The following is a 15,382-nucleotide window of genomic DNA, read 5'->3' as shown; positions in this document are numbered from 1 at the left end:
CGCCGTCCTCCTCCGCCACGGTGATCGTGCTCCCGCCGTCACCGCCGGCGGCTCTCACCAGGTTCCTGGAGGCTCTCCCATGCCCGATCCCGCCGCCGGTCTGCCGCCACGGTTTCTCCGCACCGCTGAAGCGGCGCGATTTCTCAGCCTTTCGGGGCGCACTTTGGAGAAGCATCGGACGTATGGCACGGGCCCAACCTATCGAAAGATCGGGGGACGGGTCGTCTATGCCGTGGAAGACCTCAAGGCATGGGCCGATCGCGGCGCCAAGACCTCGACCTCCGACCCTGGTGCCGGAACGGTGCTGCCGGCAAAGCCGCGGATGGCAGTTTCTTTCGCCGTTCCCACCCGCGCGCGACGCTGATCGGAGCGGGAGGGTGACTGTTCAGCATCGGCGGGCGGGCGAGCGGGAGCAGCTCGATCTTTTCCGGGCGCTGCCCGGTGATCTCGCGCCGCGGGACGCACAAGATCTCATGGCCTATCCGTTTTTCTCCCTGGCCAAGTCCAGGCGCGTCCGGCCGATCGAATACCGCACCGGCGCCGTCGCGATCCGGGTCGAGGCCGTGCCCGACCACGGCATGGCAACCATCTGGGACGCCGACGTGCTGATCTGGGCGGCCTCCCAGATCGTCGAGGCGAGGGACACCGGATTGAAGACCTCCCGTCTTATGGCTGCAACTCCCTATGAGATCCTGACCTTCGTCGGCCGGGGCACCGGTGCACGGGATTACGATCGCCTGAAGGCCGCGCTCGACCGGCTGCAGTCGACCACGGTACTGACATCCATCCGCCAGCCAGCGGAGCGGCGGCGTCACCGTTTCTCCTGGATCAACGAATGGAAGGAGACTGCCGACCCGAACGGTCGCCCGCTCGGGCTCGAGCTGATCCTGCCGGACTGGTTTTATGCCGGCGTCCTGGACGATGCGCTTGTGCTCACCATCGACCGGGCATACTTCGATCTGACGGGCGGGCTGGAACGCTGGCTCTACCGCGTCGTGCGCAAGCATGGCGGCCGCCAGGCCGGCGGCTGGAGCTTCGATTTCCTGCATCTGCACGCCAAGTCCGGGAGCCTCTCGCCGCTCAAGCACTTCGCCTACGATCTGCGCGAGATCGTGCGGCGCCAGACACTGCCCGGCTACCGGCTGCTCATCGAGCGCGGGCGCCGGGGCGCCGAACGCCTGGTCTTCACGCCGATCCTCCGCGAACCGTTCGTGACGACATTGCGCAGCAACGCACCAACCGCTCGTCCTGGGGACAAGCTGTGACTCGCCTCGTGCTAACGGGGACGGCGCCTGTCGTGCCATCGGGGACCCAATCCTCGTGCTATCGGGGACCGCAATCGCCTGAAAGTCTTTGGCGCCCAACAGGTTGGAGCGGCCGTAACTTCTCTAACTCAGATTCCTTCGGAATCTGTCTAACGGTCCGCACTCATCCACCGTCGGGGATAATAGGTTGCCCGGTAAGGGAACTGTTAAGGCGCGTGCCTCCGACACCGGACAGAGGTGCCGCTTGAGCGACCTCACGCATGTCGATCTCCTGTGGCTCGAGAAGCAGACCGAGCATTGGATCCGCTTCGGACGAGCCGCAGCGGAGCAGATCGTCGATCGTCGTCGGCGTGTCCTGTCCTTTGCGCCTGGCAGCGTCTTTGCCTTCGTACGCTGGGCGGCCAACGATTACGGCACGGTTGCGTCGCGCATCGACATCCTGCGTGCCGTCCGGTCCAGCGAAGCCTGCGCAACGATTCCGTTCGTGCGCCCTGGCGCTGACATCCTGCTGCGGGCGTCCGGCTGGCCGAAGGTCAAGCACGTGCTGCAGATGATCGACATCGACGAGTCGCTTGGCATCGACGGGGCCGATGCAGCACCGGACTACTGGCGTCACGTTCACAATCGTCTGTCGGTCGGCGAAGCGCTGAGGCCCTACACTTTGGCGCGGCACAAAGCCTGGCTCCTTCGGCAGCGGATTGACCCATGACCGGCCGGGCCCTGATCCTCGTCACAGCGCTGGCCGGTGTTGGCGCCCTGGCGTTAACCTTTGGTTGGGGTGCGCTTCCGCTCTACGTGTGGAATGCCTCGGCAAGTGTGCCTGTGGGTCTCTACCGGCTGCAGTCAACCGGCGAGCGCTACGTCCCCGAGCTCGTCGCCGTGATGCCTCCAGAGCCCCTCGCTATCTTCCTCGCAGACGGCGGCTATCTGCCGCGTAGCGTTCCCATGCTGAAGCGCGTCCTGGCGCTTCCCGGGCAGACCGTCTGCAGGGAAGGGCTCACGGTAATGATCGATGCGACCCCGATGGGCGCGGCGCGCGAACGCGACGGACAGGGTCGGCTGCTTCCCGTCTGGCAGGGATGCCGCGTCATCGCCGCGGGCGAGCTCTTCCTGATGAACTGGCAGTCGGCGGACTCTCTGGACGGGCGGTACTTCGGGCCGCTTCCGGCGTCCGCCGTCATCGGCCGCGCGCACCCCGTCTGGATCGAGAAGGAGGATTGACCATGCAACGCTCTCGCGTTCAAGCAGCCGCTCCCTTGTTCGCGCGGCGCCGCGGCCCTTTCTCCTTCCCGGCCAAGCTCCGACGAGCCGTCGCCCGATTGGCGGCGCCGATGATTGTGATCCTGCTGGCGTCGTGCGGGGCTGGATCTGCCGGGAGGGTACATGCCGAACCTGCTGTCACTGCGCGGCCCCAAGACGCATCTTCCGCCGATCCCTACGCAAGATTTGTTCACGAAGCTGCGCAGCGATTCGGTGTGCCGGCTTCCTGGATCAGCGCTGTGATGGCAATGGAAAGTGGCGGCGACGTGCTGGCGCTCTCGCCTCAAGGCGCCATGGGGTTGATGCAGATCATGCCCAATACCTGGGCCGGTTTGCGCGCCCGTCACGGGCTCGGTGCCGACCCATATGAGCCGCGCGACAACATCCTTGCCGGCGCGGCATACTTGCGCGAGATGCATGATCGCTACGGTTCGCCTGGTTTTCTGGCTGCTTACAATGCAGGCCCTGCGCGTTACGACGAATATCTGGCGACGAGCCGCGAGCTGCCGACCGAGACCCAACTCTACGTCGCCATGCTCGCACCGCTACTCGGAGAAGGTCTCGCCAATGACATGGTCACCGTTGGCCGGCGCTTGCTGTCGTGGCAGGACTCGCCGCTGTTCGCTACACACGATCAGGGCAATGCCGCGGCCGCGTCATCATCATTCCGAACGTCATCAGACCGGTCATTGGTCAGCCATTCCGTTGACCGCGCAACTGCGTTGGCCCCGCAAGCTGGCGGACTGTTTGTGCGCCGTGGAAACGCAAATCGGCTGCCGTGATGCGAAGCGCCGGCCATCGTATGGTTTCGATCATTCCGGTGACGGTGCTCATGAGGTTTACCGGTCGAGGGGCACCAGATCATGGACGGCAGGATAAAAGCCGCAAGGTTCGGCGGGTCGGTTCGAGCAGTAAACACCAGCAAATTCCAATGACGCGGCAAACATTGCGAATGGCCAGCACAACTTGCGAATCTCGCCAACGCGCTACTGTTGCTCAGCTTTCGACACCTTACGGCGGGCAGGATGACCGGTAACGACGATTTCCGCATCCGTCCGGGCCGCATCCGCTCGACCCGCGCGCCCCGGACAAAATCCTTTCTGGCGCAGGCACTCAAGGCCGCGCAGAAGGCCGGCGGTTACTCGCGGGGCCGCCGCAGCCGTGCCAGCAAGTTCGGACGCGGTCGCGCGGCCAGCCTTGCCGCCACCCGGCTCCTCAACAGCCGCGCCCGAACCGCCATGATCAAGGCCCGCGTGGTGCGCCGAATGCGATCGCCGGGGGCTCTGCGGGCCCATGTCGGCTACCTCCAGCGCGACGGCGTGACCCGCGACGGCGCACCTGGCCGGCTGTTTGACGCAGCGGGCGATGATGCAGATGGTCGCGCTTTCGCTGAGCGTTGCGAGGGTGACCGGCATCATTTCCGGTTTATCGTCTCGCCCGACGATGCTTCCGAGCTCGCGAGCTTGCGCAGCTTCACCCGCGAGCTCATGGATCAGGCCTCCCGCGACCTCGGCACCCGGCTCGACTGGGTCGCGATCGACCATTGGAATACGGAGCATCCGCATATCCACGTCCTCGCGCGCGGCCGTACGGACGACGGAACAGACCTCGTCATCAGTCGCGACTACATTGCGACGGGCTTGCGCGCCCGCGCCGGCGATCTCGTTACCCGCGAACTCGGCCTACGGTCGGAACTTGAGGTCCGCCGTAGCCTTGAAGTGGAGGTGACTGCAGAGCGCTGGACCAGGCTCGACCGTGCGTTAGCCCGGGAAGCGGGGGCGGCGGACGGAGTGATCGATTTGAGGCCGGACCGGGATGCAGCGCGCGACCCACTGCGGGAGATCCGGATCGGGCGGATGCGGACCCTTGAGAGATTGGGCCTGGCCGAACCGGCTGGTCCCGCCCGCTGGGTGCTGCCCGCGGACGTGGAGTCGCGCCTGCGTGCGCTCGGCGAGCGCGGGGATATCATCAAGCGGCTGCACAAGAGCTTGACCAAAGATGGCGCGACCCGTGCGCCCTCATCCTGGGCGCTCGAAGGCGAACGCCATGGAGAGCCGGTGATCGGCCGGCTCATCGCCCGCGGGCTCGATGACGAGCTCAAGGGCACGGCGTTTGCCATCGTCGATGGGGTCGACGGGCGCGTGCATCACCTCAAACTCCCCGATATCGACATGGCCGGCGATGGGCCGATCGGCGCGATCGTGGAACTCCGGCGCTTCGAGGACACAAGCGGCCGAACACGTATCGCGCTCGCCGTGCGCTCGGACCTGAACCTCGATCAACAGGTCGTGGCGGACGGCGCCACCTGGCTGGACCGGCAACTCGCTGCGCGCGAGCCCGCCGAACTGTCGGGCGCCGGTTTTGGCGCCGAGGTCCGCGCCGCGCTCGATCGGCGGATCGACGCGTTGGCTGAGTGGGGTCTCGCCCGCCGGGCGGGTGAAAAGGTTACGCTTGGCCGCGGCCTGATCGAAACCCTGCGGCGGCGCGAACTCGATAACGTCGGACGGCGTCTGGCCGAGGAAACAGGGCTTTCGCACTTGCCGAGCGAAACAGGCCAGCCGGTTTCTGGAGTTTACCGGCAGAGGCTGTCCCTGGCCTCCGGCCGTTTCGCGATGATCGACAATGGTCTCGGCTTCCAGCTTGTGCCCTGGGCACCTTCGCTCGAACGCGAACGGGGGAAACAGGTGAGCGGCATCGCCGGTCCCGGCAGTGTCGACTGGAGTTTTGGGCGCAAGCGCGGGCTGTCGCTTTGACCCGCCGATCTCTGCGCCAGGACACGCTCGACTGCGATGCAGCGGACCTCGTCCTTGCGCCCGCGTGTCGATGGCGCCAACACCTTCACCCATGTCCGCGACCAAGATTCTCTGGCATCAGGTGATCCTGGTCTGTTTGGTTGTGCTCGCCTTCCTGTGGGCGGCGACCGAGTGGACCGCGTGGCGCCTCGGCTTCCAGCCGCAGCTCGGACCTGCCTGGTTCACGCTCGGGCCTTGGCCGGTTTATCAGCCGTTCAGCTTCTTCGGCTGGTGGTTCAAGTTCGACGGCTACGCACCGGCAATCTTTCTCGAGGGTGGCATCATTGCCGCGAGCGGTGGCTTCGCGGCCATCGCCATCGCAATCGCGCTCTCGGTGTTGCGGGCGCAGGAGGCGAGGGACGTCACTACCTACGGCTCAGCCAGATGGGCGGATGCACGCGAGGTCAGGCGCGCGGGGCTGTTGGGGGCCGATGGTGTGGTACTCGGCCGGTTTCAGGGCCGCTATCTTCGGCATGACGGGCCCGAGCATGTGCTCTGCTTTGCTCCAACGCGGTCGGGCAAGGGTGTTGGCCTCGTCGTCCCGACGCTTCTGACCTGGCCGGGCTCGACCATTGTCCACGACATCAAGGGTGAAAATTTTGCCATCACCGGGGGCTGGCGCGCTGGTTTCGGGCCAGTGCTTCTCTTCGATCCGACGAATGCGGCGAGCGCCGCCTACAATCCGCTTCTCGAGATCCGCCGGGGCGATTGCGAGGTGCGTGACGCCCAGAACATCGCTGACATTTTGGTTGATCCCGAAGGGGCCCTCGAGCGCCGCAATCATTGGGAGAAGACCAGCCATTCGCTGCTGGTGGGCGCGATACTGCATGTTCTCTATTCAGAGTCTGACAAGACGCTCGCCGGCGTCGCCAATTTTCTGTCCGACCCGTCGCGCCCGATCGAGGCGACGCTCAAAGCAATGCTGGCAACCCCGCATCTCGGGGCTGGCATTCATCCAGTCGTGGCTTCAGCTGCGCGCGAGCTCCTCAACAAGAGCGAGAACGAGCGCTCGGGCGTATTGTCGACCACGATGAGCTTCCTGGGACTCTATCGGGATCCGGTCGTGGCCAAGGTCACCGGCCGGTGCGACTGGCGCATCCGCGATCTGATGGACGGAACTCGACCCGTCTCGCTGTACCTCGTGGTGCCGCCGTCCGACATTGTCCGCACAAAACCCCTGATGAGGCTCATCCTCAATCAGATCGGACGGCGATTGACCGAGAGCCTGGATCCCGACCGGCGCCGTCAAAAACTCCTGCTGATGCTCGATGAGTTCGCAGCGCTTGGCCGGCTCGATTTCTTCGAAACCCAGCTCGCGTTCATGGCAGGCTATGGCATCCGCAGCTTTTTGATCACCCAGAGTCTAAATCAGCTCGAACGCGCCTATGGTCCGAACCACGCGATTCTGGACAATTGCCATGTCCGGATCGCCTTCTCGACCAATGACGAACGAACCGCCAAGCGCGTGTCGGATGCGCTGGGGACGGCTACCGAGTTGCGCGCCATGAAGAATTATGCCGGGCATCGCTTAAGCCCATGGCTTGGACATCTGATGGTGAGCCGTCAGGAGACCTCTCGGCCGCTGCTCACGCCGGGCGAGGTCATGCAGCTCTCACCGAAAGAGGCCATCGTGATGATCTCCGGAGTGCACCCGGTGCGGGCCACCAAGGTCCGCTACTATGAGGATCCGCAGTTCCAGCAACGGTTGTTGAGGCCACCACGCCCCGAACCGATCACCTTGCCTGCACGACAGGACGACTGGTCGAGCCGTGCGCCGATTCCCCCTTCAATAAACTTGCTCACACAGCGCAAGGGCAGGGGCGACGACCCGAATGGCGGCCTTCGCCGCGAGCCAGAGCTTCCGCAGAATGAGGAGGTCGTGATTAAGGCGCCGCTTGCCGAGCACGAGTTCGACGCTGGGCCCGATGACGGAGACGCCGATGCTATCCAGGCGCAAGCGATGAACCGGTCGATGCAGGGTGTCGCGCGGGCTGTCAGCCTCGACCCCGACGATGGTATGGACCTGTAAGTAGTCAGTATGAAAAAGGTCCAGCTCAGCATCTACCTCGATCCCGACACCTTCAAGACGCTGGATGCCTTCGCAAAGCGCCGCGCCCAGCCCAAGTCGCTGGTCGCCGAGGCTGCAATCGCTTCGTTCCTTTCGCCTGACGATTCCGACCGCCGCGAGGCGGCCATTGCCAAGCGGCTGGATCGGATTGCACGCGTGCTCGAACGTCTCGAACGCAACGACACCGTGACGCTTGAGACCGTCGCGCTGTTCATCCGTTTCTGGTTGACCTCCACGCCAGCGCTGCCAGAGCATTCGACACCGGCCGCGCGCGCCAAGGGCGCCGGGCGCTACGATCGCTTTGTTGAAGCACTTGGACGGCGGCTCTCCAGCGGCTCAACGGTACTGGACGAAGTGAGCACCGACTTGCAGGCCTCAGGCACGTCCGAGTAGCGAAATTTCCCCGTCGAGTTGCCTGGCAGGTAGGAAATCGTCGCCAAAGGACCAACGCGCCATTCCTTTCTTTCGCTACGCCAGACTACGCCCCTGGACTCTCTCCGGTTGAAGTAGCGGGCGTCCTGCTCCTTCTGTCGCCCCATCGTCGCTGGGGCAATCACTGTCATTTGTCACGAAATTGGAGCGCAGCTTCGCATGCGCGCGCTGAATTTTTGTGCATTCGGGAGAGTCGACTATGGGCATCGACACTGAACTCAACGGAGCGAACGGGGCAAATTCGGAGCATGCCGACCCAGACGCGCGATCAGCACAGCAGAGCTCCGCTGTGACGAGAAAGGTCACCGTCAAGCTCACTGACCAGCTTTTCAAGCGACTGGAAGCTGCCACCGACCGTCCCGGCGTTGGCAAGAGCATGGTGATGGAGGCCGCTCTCGAGCGCTTCCTCGATCCGGCACCGCCCATCGAAGGGCTCATTCATGAGGCTCTCGCGCGGATAACAAGCCAGCTTGAGCGTCTGGACGACGATGTCCGGACCATCGCCGAGACGGTCGCGCTGCATGCTCGTTATCACCTGACCGTTACGCCCGCCATGCCTCAAGCACAGCAGCATGAGGCGTGTGCGGTTGGCCAGGAACGGTTCATGGCCTTGGCCGAGCAGGTCGACAAGCGCGTTCGGTCGGGAAGGTTCCTAATGCGGGAGACAATCGAGCAGGTAAGTGCGCCAAGACCTGATGGCCCTCCGATTGAAAACGCTTTGCCCGTCTCCGCGCATAGCGACCAGGAGGCACCCCCGGCCACCGCTCCAGACGCAACTGCCGACCTGACCGCTGCCGTCGAGGAGGACGGCAGCAACCCAAACTTTCGGCATCTGCCGAACGCATTCTGCTGAATCGGCAAACCATTCCGATTGCGTCGCGCGCGCCGCGACGAGCACTTCACAGCTCAAGCAAAGCCACTCCGAGTCCGACCCCTCCGGGCGACTTCCGGCCTGGCGCCTGATCGCCTGTGTTTTTCTGCCCTTCGCAGCGGGTTACTATCTCTCCTACCTGTTCCGTACCATCAACACCTTGATCTCTGGGCCGCTCTCAGCTGAATTGGGGCTCGATGCGGCCAACCTTGGCCTGCTGACGGCGGTCTATTTTCTCGTTCTCGCGGGCGCTCAGATTCCAATAGGAGTACTGCTGGACCGCTTTGGCCCACGTCGCGTCCAGAGTGTGCTCCTGGTTGTGGCTGCGGGCGGCGCAGCGCTATTTGCAGCATCGACCGGTCTTCTGGAGCTTCTGATTGCGCGCGCAATGATCGGGATTGGGGTAGCCGCCGCATTGATGGCTGGGCTCAAAGCGATCGTCACCTGGTTTCCACGAGAGCGTGTCGCCCTGATCAACGGTTACATGATTATGTTGGGCGCGCTGGGCGCGGTGACGGCAACGGCACCGGCCGAATGGCTAATGGGCTATTCAGGTTGGCGGGGGCTGTTCGAGCTTTCGGCTGCCGCGACACTCGCTGCAGCTCTCCTGATCTTCTTGGCAGTACCAGACAAGGCGCAATTAGTGTTGCCGCAGCGGACGTCCCTGAAACTCGGAGCGATCTACAGAGATCCGCGCTTCTGGCGAATCGCTCCGCTTTCCGCGAGTTGTATTGGGTCCGCCTGGTCGTTGCAGGGGTTGTGGGCCGCCCCTTGGCTCGCAGATGTCGAAGGTTTCAACCGCGAAGCCTTGATCGCCCAACTCTTTCTCATGGCAATCGCAGTTTGTCTCGGTGCCTTGCTACTCGGGACCATAGCTGACCGATTGCGGAGACGTGGGATAGGCACAGAAACCTTGTTCGCGGCGGTGGTAGCGTTGTTTGTGATTGCCGAACTGGCATTGATCATGCGTCTGCCGTTGCCGTCACTGTTGCCCTGGATTGTCGTTTCGATTGTCAGCGCGGCGACAGTCCTGAGCTTTGCGATCATAGCGGAATACTTTCCAAGTGAGCTCGCCGCGCGAGCGAATGGCAGCTTGAACGTGCTTCATTTCGGGTGGGCGTTCGTGGTCCAGTACGGAACCGGCCTCATTCTGGAGCAGTGGACTCCCCAGGACGGTCACTATCCCGCAATAGCCTATCAGGTCGCGTTTGCTGTCAGCGTTGCTGTACAGATCGTGGCGTTGGCTTGGTTTGTCGTCCCATGGCTTCGTTCGCTTGATTGGCGAGCGCCGGCATCCTTTCTTCGCGCGCTTGCGAACGATAATGTCCCGGTTGAGACAGTCACTGCCTCGACCGAGATTAGGATGTTTGAGCCGCATGAAAGCGGAGAGTGGTAAGGCAAGCCTTCCATCTCGATCACAATCGTCACTAATACCGCAGTTCACGCGTCGGGACACGGCGCGTCTTATCGGACCTTTCTTTTCCTACGCTACCCTGCGAAGACCACTCGACCTTGTTGCGCTAAACGAGCGCCTGCTTTTTCTAATCATCCCCATCTGAGGGCGCTTGGGGACCCTCAGCTCCTTGGGGGGTCTGGTGACAATCCATTCGTTTCAGCCGGAGGTCAGCTCGCGCGGTGCACGCATGCTGCGCACGGCGCTTGGTCCCGCAATCGCACGGTTCCTGGAAGATCCGTCGATTGTTGAGGTGATGCTCAATCCGGATGGTCGGCTGTGGATCGATCGGCTGTCGAGCGGCTTGACCGACACTGGCGAAACCCTGTCCACCTCCGACGGGGAGCGGATCATTCGGTTGGTTGCTCATCACGTTGGTGCCGAGGTTTATGCGGGGGCGCCGCGGGTCTCGGCCGAGCTGCCGGAGACCGGGGAGCGATTTGAAGGTTTGCTGCCGCCGGTGGTTGCCGCGCCAGTGTTTGCGATCCGCAAACCGGCCGTCGCAGTGTTCACGCTTGAGGATTACGTCGCGGCGGGGATCATGACCGCAGACCAGGCCGGCACATTGCGAGCCGCGGTCATGGCACGACAGAACATTCTGGTCGCCGGCGGTACATCAACCGGGAAGACGACGTTGACAAACGCGCTTCTTGCCGAAGTCGCCAAGACCAGCGATCGCGTCGTTCTCATCGAAGATACGCGCGAGCTTCAGTGCAAGGCGCCGAACCTGGTGGCGTTGCGCACCAAGGATGGCGTGGTGTCGCTTTCGGATCTTGTCCGCTCCTCGCTTCGCCTGCGGCCCGATCGCATTCCGATCGGCGAGGTCCGTGGGGCTGAAGCGCTCGACCTGCTCAAAGCCTGGGGGACGGGCCACCCAGGTGGAATCGGCACCATCCACGCCGGCACCGCACTCGGGGCGCTGCGCCGGCTTGAGCAGCTCATTCAGGAAGCTGTCGTCACCGTCCCGCGTGCGCTGATCGCCGAAACCATCAACGTGATTGCCGTGCTCGCCGGCCGCGGCGCTGAGCGACGCCTGAGTGAACTCGCTTGCGTCGCGGGTTTGGGGGCATCAGGCGACTACAGCCTTTCAGCAATTGGAGATCAATCATGAGCGCGCTGTCCTTTCTCGGGCGCGGCGTCCGTTCGGCCACGGCGATTGCAGCGTTCTGCTCGCTGAGCATTCCGGCCTGGGCCGCCGGCTCAAACATGCCTTGGGAGCAACCGCTCAACCAAATCCTGCAATCGGTTGAAGGACCGGTCGCCAAGATCATCGCGGTCATCATCATCATCGTGACCGGGCTCTCGCTCGCATTCGGCGACACGTCAGGTGGTTTCCGGCGGCTGATTCAGATCGTGTTTGGCCTGTCGATCGCCTTTGCCGCTTCGAGCTTCTTTCTGTCGTTCTTCTCGTTTGGCGGTGGGGTGATGATCTGATGGATGAGCAAATTTCAGGCTTTGTCGCGCCCGTGCACCGCGCGCTCACCGAGGCGATCCTGCTGGGCGGCGCACCGCGCTCGGTCGCCATCGTCAACGGCACATTGGCCGCCGCACTCGGCCTAGGGCTTCGCCTTTGGCTAGCCGGCCTTCTTCTCTGGTTCATCGGCCACATGGCGGCCGTTTGGGCCGCCAAGCGCGATCCTGACTTCGTCGAGGTCGTGCGCCGGCACGTTCGCATTCCTGGTCACCTCAGCACCTGAATTCTCCATGATGAACCTCGCCGAATATCGCCGTTCGAACACCCGCCTTGCCGACTTCCTGCCTTGGGCTGCGCTCGTCGATGAGGGGATCGTCCTCAACAAGGACGGCTCGTTTCAGCGGACAGCAAAGTTCAGAGGACCGGATCTCGACAGCGCCGTACCAGCTGAACTTGTCGCGGTCGTGGGGCGTCTGAACAACGCGTTCCGTCGTCTGGGCTCCGGTTGGGCGATATTCGTCGAGGCCCAGCGCCACTCGGCCGGAGCCTATCCCCCCGATACATTTCCGGATGTTGCGTCCGCGTTGGTCGACGCAGAGCGTAGGGCGCAGTTTGAAGAAGCCGGCGCTCATTTTGAATCGAGCTATTACCTGACCTTCCTCTATCTTCCGCCGGAGGAGGGCGCCGCCATGGCGGAGCAGCTGCTGTACGAGGGCAGCCATCGCACCCTAGGGGCAAATGCGCGCGAGGTGCTCAGCGGCTTTATCGATCGGACCAGTCGCGTCTTGCAGCTCGTCGAGGGCTTTATGCCGGAATGCGGCTGGCTCGATGACGAGGCAACGCTCACTTATCTTCACTCCACGATTTCAACCAAACGGCATCGCGTTCGCGTGCCCGAGATTCCGATGTATCTCGACGCGCTGCTTGCGGACCAGTCCCTGACCGGTGGTCTTGAACCGTTGCTGGGCGCGGCGCATCTTCGCGGTTTGACCGTAGTCGGATTTCCGACGGCGACCACGCCCGGAATTCTCGACGACCTCAACCGGTTGGCGTTCCCGTATCGCTGGTCAACCCGGGCGATCATGCTCGACAAAGCTGATGCGACCAAGCTGCTTACAAGAATTCGCCGCCAGTGGTTCGCCAAACGCAAGTCGATCGCGGCGATCCTGAAGGAGGTGATGACCAACGAAGCTTCAAGTCTTCTCGATACTGATGCGCAAAACAAGGCGATCGATGCTGATGCCGCGCTGCAGGAATTGGGCTCGGATCAGATCGGCCAGGCCTTCGTTACAGCCACGGTCACGGTCTGGGATCGGGATCCGCAGGCGGCCGATGAAAAACTGCGGCTGGTCGAAAAGGTGATCCAGGGCCGGGACTTCACCTGCATGGTGGAGACCGTCAATGCTGTCGAAGCCTGGCTCGGTAGCCTGCCGGGACACGTCTATGCCAACGTCCGCCAGCCGCCGATCTCGAGCTTGAACCTCGCCCATATGATTCCGCTGTCGGCGGTATGGGCCGGAGAGGCGAGAGACCATCACTTGAAGGCGCCTCCGCTGTTCTTTGGTAAGACGGAAGGTTCGACCCCGTTCCGGTTTTCGCTGCATGCCGGTGACGTCGGACACACCCTTGTCATTGGCCCGACCGGCGCCGGCAAGTCGGTGCTGCTGGCGCTGATGGCGCTGCAGTTCCGCCGCTATCCCGACGCGCAAATCTTTGCCTTCGACTTCGGCGGGTCGATCCGTGCTGCCGCGATTGCCATGGGCGGCGACTGGCATGACCTCGGCGGTTCCGTCGCAGGAGAATCCTCCGAGTTTGTCGCTCTCCAGCCGCTCGCGGGCATTGATGACGTCTCGGAGCGGGGCTGGGCAGCCGAATGGATCGCTTCGATCCTGGTTCGCGAACGGATCGAGGTGACGCCAGAGACCAAGGACCACGTTTGGTCAGCGCTAAACTCGCTTGCGTCGGCGCCGATCGAGGAGCGTACCCTTACAGGGCTCGCCGTTCTTCTGCAATCCAATGCGTTGAAGCGGGCGTTGCAACCCTATTGCCTCGGGGGTCCGTATGACCGGTTGCTCGATGCCGAACACGAGCGGCTGGGGGATTCGTCAGTCCAGGTTTTCGAGACCGATGGATTGATCGGGACAACCGTCGCGCCACCAGTTCTTTCCTATCTGTTTCACCGGATTGAGCATCGCTTTGACGGCCGTCCAACCCTGCTCCTCATCGACGAGGGCTGGCTTGCGCTTGATAATGCCGATTTTGCCGGCAAGCTCCGCGAGTGGCTGAAGACGCTTCGCAAGAAGAACGCCTCCGTCATCTTCGCCACCCAATCACTGGCCGACATTGACGGCTCGGCAATTGCACCGGCCATCATCGAGAGCTGCCCGACCCGAATTTTCCTGCCGAACGATCGCGCTATTGAGCCGCAGATCACGGCCATCTACCGGCGCTTTGGCCTCAATGACCGCCAGATCGAGATCCTCGCCCGCGCGACGCCCAAGCGGGACTACTATTGCCAGTCCCGCCGGGGAAATCGGCTGTTCGAGCTTGGGCTTGGCGAAGTCGCGCTCGCGTTTACCGCGGCTTCGTTGAAGGCGGATCAGGCTCTGATTGAGCGGGTACTAGCCGAACACGGAAGCGAGGGTTTCGTCGCCGGCTGGCTTAGGGCACGCGACATTGGATGGGCTTGCGATCTCATTCCGCAGCTCGCCAAGGACGGAGGCTTCTGATGAGTCGTCTCCGTACGCTCTTGACAGCGAGTTTCATTGCAATTGTCGCTGCTCAAGCGCCTGGGCAGGCCGTGGCGCAGTTGGTCGTCTTCGATCCCAACAATTACGCGCAGAATCTACTGACGGCGGCGCGCGCACTGCAGCAGATCAACAACCAGATCACCTCGCTACAAAACGAAGCGCAGATGCTGGTCAATCAGGCCAAGAACCTGGCAAGCCTGCCGTACTCATCCTTGCAGCAGCTTGAGCAGTCGATCCAGCGCACGCAACAGCTTCTCTCTCAGGCGCAGCGGATTGCCTACGACGTCCAGCAGATCGATCGCGCGTTCTCCACCACCTACGCGCCGGCCTCTGCGAACATGCCTGACCAGACCCTTACCGCCAACGCACAAACACGCTGGCAGAACGCGGTGGCGGGTCTGCAAGACGCCATGCGGGTGCAGGCAACCGTCGTCGGCAATCTAGAAACCAACCGGACCCAGATGTCGGCTTTGGTGACAGCGAGCCAAGGCGCAGCAGGCGCGCTGCAGGCAAGTCAGGCCGGCAATCAGCTTCTGGCGCTTCAGGCACAGCAGATTGCCGATCTCACCGCCGCCGTCGCCGCACAAGGGCGAGCGCAAAACCTGGAGGCCGCTCAAAGAGCGGCGGCCCAGGACCAGGGTAGGGAGCAGCTGCGGCGTTTCCTGACCCGAGGTCGTTATCAACCGACAACCGTGCAGATGTTCCACTGATGATGACCAACAGACTTGAGCGGCTCCCGAGGGTCGCTGCCGTCTTCATTGCTGTCCTGGTCGTCGCTGCCTGCGCAATCCGCCTGCGCGACGACGAAAGTCACACCGAACCTCGCAGGTCCCTTACTCCGAAGTCCGACTCGACGGCGGCAAAGCTCGAGCAATGTCGTACCGTCAGTTCCGACGAGCGAGACGCTCTTCTCGAATGCAAAAAGATCTGGGCCGAGACGCGTCGTCAGTTCTTCGGTCAGAACGGGTCCTCAACACATCCGGAGGCGAATGCGCGACCTTCATCTCCAGTGCCGCCTAAGGACGAAAGCCGCCTCACATCGGGCTATCCATTCTTGCCAGCGCAAAGCGAGTGACC

At 63.0% G+C, this 15,382-nt stretch carries 16 protein-coding genes; all 16 read left to right on the top strand.

Annotation, left to right across the window (positions count from 1 at the left end):
- Nucleotides 1-79: 79 nt before the first annotated feature.
- Nucleotides 80-364 carry a helix-turn-helix transcriptional regulator gene (locus tag LJ725_RS14465; RefSeq protein WP_230551336.1) on the top strand — a complete coding sequence of 95 codons (285 nt, stop codon included), beginning with the start codon at nucleotides 80-82 and terminating at the stop codon, nucleotides 362-364.
- Nucleotides 365-377: 13 nt separating this feature from the next.
- Entirely contained in the window at nucleotides 378-1,265 is an 888-nt protein-coding gene (locus LJ725_RS14460) for a replication initiator protein A (RefSeq protein ID WP_230551335.1), read from the top strand.
- A 244-nt stretch (nucleotides 1,266-1,509) separates the two neighbouring features.
- Entirely contained in the window at nucleotides 1,510-1,974 is a 465-nt protein-coding gene (locus LJ725_RS14455; protein WP_230551334.1) for a DUF2840 domain-containing protein, read from the top strand.
- On the top strand, nucleotides 1,971-2,486 hold the full coding sequence (locus tag LJ725_RS14450) for a S26 family signal peptidase (protein ID WP_230551333.1): 516 nt from the start codon (nucleotides 1,971-1,973) through the stop codon (nucleotides 2,484-2,486). Before LJ725_RS14455 ends, LJ725_RS14450 begins: the two co-directional genes overlap by 4 nt.
- A gap of 110 nt (nucleotides 2,487-2,596) precedes the next feature.
- Nucleotides 2,597-3,307 (top strand): lytic transglycosylase domain-containing protein, encoded by a 711-nt coding sequence (locus LJ725_RS14445; protein WP_230551332.1) that lies wholly within the window; start codon nucleotides 2,597-2,599, stop codon nucleotides 3,305-3,307.
- A gap of 243 nt (nucleotides 3,308-3,550) precedes the next feature.
- The gene (locus LJ725_RS14440; protein WP_230551330.1) at nucleotides 3,551-5,278 is read left to right on the top strand and encodes a relaxase/mobilization nuclease domain-containing protein; all 1,728 of its coding nucleotides are present in this window, start codon (nucleotides 3,551-3,553) and stop codon (nucleotides 5,276-5,278) included.
- 91 nt (nucleotides 5,279-5,369) lie between these two features.
- The gene (locus LJ725_RS14435) at nucleotides 5,370-7,346 is read left to right on the top strand and encodes a conjugal transfer protein TraG (RefSeq protein WP_230551329.1); all 1,977 of its coding nucleotides are present in this window, start codon (nucleotides 5,370-5,372) and stop codon (nucleotides 7,344-7,346) included.
- 9 nt (nucleotides 7,347-7,355) lie between these two features.
- Complete coding sequence (locus tag LJ725_RS14430; protein WP_230551328.1) at nucleotides 7,356-7,778, top strand: CopG family transcriptional regulator; 423 nt, start codon at nucleotides 7,356-7,358, stop codon at nucleotides 7,776-7,778.
- A gap of 238 nt (nucleotides 7,779-8,016) precedes the next feature.
- Nucleotides 8,017-8,670: a hypothetical protein gene (locus LJ725_RS14425; RefSeq protein ID WP_230551327.1), complete on the top strand. Its 654-nt coding sequence runs from the start codon at nucleotides 8,017-8,019 to the stop codon at nucleotides 8,668-8,670.
- Between the two features lie 106 nt (nucleotides 8,671-8,776).
- Nucleotides 8,777-10,084, top strand: coding sequence for an MFS transporter (locus LJ725_RS14420; protein WP_444837787.1), 1,308 nt, complete (start codon nucleotides 8,777-8,779; stop codon nucleotides 10,082-10,084).
- 247 nt (nucleotides 10,085-10,331) lie between these two features.
- Entirely contained in the window at nucleotides 10,332-11,252 is a 921-nt protein-coding gene (gene trbB, locus LJ725_RS14415; RefSeq protein WP_061979587.1) for a P-type conjugative transfer ATPase TrbB, read from the top strand.
- Complete coding sequence (locus tag LJ725_RS14410) at nucleotides 11,249-11,575, top strand: TrbC/VirB2 family protein (protein WP_230551326.1); 327 nt, start codon at nucleotides 11,249-11,251, stop codon at nucleotides 11,573-11,575. The genes trbB and LJ725_RS14410 overlap by 4 nt, the downstream gene beginning before the upstream one ends.
- Complete coding sequence (locus LJ725_RS14405) at nucleotides 11,575-11,838, top strand: VirB3 family type IV secretion system protein (RefSeq protein WP_061979567.1); 264 nt, start codon at nucleotides 11,575-11,577, stop codon at nucleotides 11,836-11,838. The genes LJ725_RS14410 and LJ725_RS14405 overlap by 1 nt, the downstream gene beginning before the upstream one ends.
- Before the next feature lie 7 nt (nucleotides 11,839-11,845).
- A complete protein-coding gene (gene trbE / locus LJ725_RS14400; RefSeq protein WP_230551325.1) occupies nucleotides 11,846-14,284 on the top strand; it encodes a conjugal transfer protein TrbE in 2,439 nt (812 codons plus the stop codon).
- Complete coding sequence (gene trbJ, locus LJ725_RS14395) at nucleotides 14,284-15,015, top strand: P-type conjugative transfer protein TrbJ (RefSeq protein ID WP_061979565.1); 732 nt, start codon at nucleotides 14,284-14,286, stop codon at nucleotides 15,013-15,015. Before trbE ends, trbJ begins: the two co-directional genes overlap by 1 nt.
- Nucleotides 15,015-15,380, top strand: a complete 366-nt coding sequence (gene trbK-alt / locus LJ725_RS14390; RefSeq protein WP_329958365.1) for a putative entry exclusion protein TrbK-alt — start codon at nucleotides 15,015-15,017, stop codon at nucleotides 15,378-15,380. Before trbJ ends, trbK-alt begins: the two co-directional genes overlap by 1 nt.
- Nucleotides 15,381-15,382 lie beyond the last annotated feature (2 nt).

The sequence above is a fragment of the Reyranella aquatilis genome (assembly GCF_020880995.1).
Taxonomy (GTDB): domain Bacteria; phylum Pseudomonadota; class Alphaproteobacteria; order Reyranellales; family Reyranellaceae; genus Reyranella; species Reyranella aquatilis.
The sequence above is the reverse complement of the archived record's forward strand: the minus strand, read 5'-3'. Positions and strand labels throughout refer to the sequence as shown.